We start from the raw sequence: 1562 nt of genomic DNA on the forward strand, positions 1-1562 counted from the left end.
TCTCGGCCATGGATGTCTGGGATGTCCGCCTGAAGGCCGGCGGCCGCGCGCGCTTCACCCTGCCGGCAGGCCGCAGCCTGGCCCTGGCCGTGCTCGACGGCACGGTGCTGGTCAACGGCGGCTCGGTCGCCGGGGAGCGCGTGGTGCGTGGCGCCAGCGTGGTGGTGTTCGGCCACGAGGGCAGCGACTTCTCGCTCGAGGCCTCCGCCGACGCCAAGCTGGTGGTGCTCAGCGGCGAACCCCTGGACGAGCCGATCGAAGGCTACGGGCCGTTCGTCATGAACACGCCACAGCAGATCCGCGAAGCTGTCGCCGACTTCAACAGCGGGCGTTTCGGCCACATGCCGGCCTGAGCCAGCGCAAGAGCAACACGGTGCCGGGAACACCCGGTGCCGCACACCCTGGCGGACCTGCAGGTCAGCCGATATCCGCAAGCAAGGAGAAACACCATGGGCAAGCCCTACGTCCGCCTGGACAAGAACGATGCCGCCGTCCTGCTGGTCGATCACCAGGCCGGCCTGCTGTCCCTGGTCCGCGACATCGACCCGGACAAGTTCAAGAACAACGTGCTCGCGCTCGGCGACCTCGCCGAGTACTTCAAGCTGCCGACCATCCTCACCACCAGCTTCGAGACCGGTCCCAACGGCCCGCTGGTGCCGGAACTCAAGGAACAGTTCCCGGACGCGCCCTACATCGCCCGCCCCGGCAACATCAACGCCTGGGACAATGAAGACTTCGTCAAGGCCGTGAAGGCCACCGGCAAGAAGCAGCTGATCATCGCCGGTGTCGTCACCGAGGTCTGCGTTGCCTTCCCGGCGCTGTCAGCCATTGAAGAAGGCTACGATGTCTTCGTGATCACCGACGCCTCCGGCACCTTCAACGAGATCACCCGCGACTCCGCCTGGCGCCGCATGGAAGCCGCCGGCGTGCAGCTGATGACCTGGTTCGGCGCCGCCTGCGAACTGCACCGCGACTGGCGCAACGACATCGAAGGCCTGGGCACGCTGTTCTCCAACCACATCCCGGACTACCGCAACCTGATCACCAGCTACAACACGCTGACTGCCGGCAAGTAAGGTCTGCACCCGCCCCCGCCACCCGCGCGCCGCAACGGCGCCCGACGGCGGGGCGCGGGTTTCTGCACCGGCGGAGGTGCCGGCTCGTTGCCAGGCATCCGCCCGCCTCCGTAAGCTTCGCACTCCCCCATTTTTCGCACGAGAACACCCATGGCAGCAGAAGGCGGCAGCAATCTGGTTCAGGTAGTGACGCTGCTCGGCGCCGCCGTGGTGTTCGTGCCGCTGTTCCGCCGCCTCGGCCTCGGCTCGGTGCTCGGCTACCTCACCGCCGGCCTGCTCATCGGCCCCTTCGGCATCGGCCTGTTCAGCGACGCCCAGGCCATCCTGCACCTGGCCGAGCTGGGCGTGATCATGTTCCTGTTCGTGATCGGCCTGGAGATGCAGCCCTCGCACCTGTGGAGCCTGCGCCGCCACATCTTCGGCCTCGGCGCGCTGCAGATCGGTCTCAGCAGCCTGGCGCTGACCGGCATCGGCCACTGGCTGCTC

3 protein-coding genes are annotated in these 1562 nt (G+C 67.5%); all 3 read left to right on the forward strand.

Annotated elements, in window-relative coordinates; genetic code table 11:
* Nucleotides 1-353 (forward strand): pirin-like C-terminal cupin domain-containing protein (locus C5O18_RS09330; RefSeq protein WP_277422166.1); only part of this gene is annotated, 353 nt, incomplete at its 5' end.
* A 96-nt stretch (nt 354-449) separates the two neighbouring features.
* Nucleotides 450-1076, forward strand: coding sequence for an isochorismate family cysteine hydrolase YcaC (gene ycaC / locus C5O18_RS09335; RefSeq protein WP_105193347.1), 627 nt, complete (start codon nt 450-452; stop codon nt 1074-1076).
* Between the two features lie 150 nt (nt 1077-1226).
* A partial coding sequence (locus tag C5O18_RS09340) for a cation:proton antiporter domain-containing protein (protein ID WP_206389843.1) occupies nt 1227-1562 on the forward strand: 336 nt, incomplete at its 3' end.

Source organism: Amnimonas aquatica (genome assembly GCF_002943415.1).
Classification (GTDB): domain Bacteria; phylum Pseudomonadota; class Gammaproteobacteria; order Pseudomonadales; family Moraxellaceae; genus Perlucidibaca; species Perlucidibaca aquatica_A.

What these genes read in the sequence shown, in the direction of transcription:
- ycaC (WP_105193347.1), top strand. Translation starts at nt 450, where the DNA reads ATGGGCAAGCCCTACGTCCGCCTGGACAAGAACGATGCCGCCGTCCTG.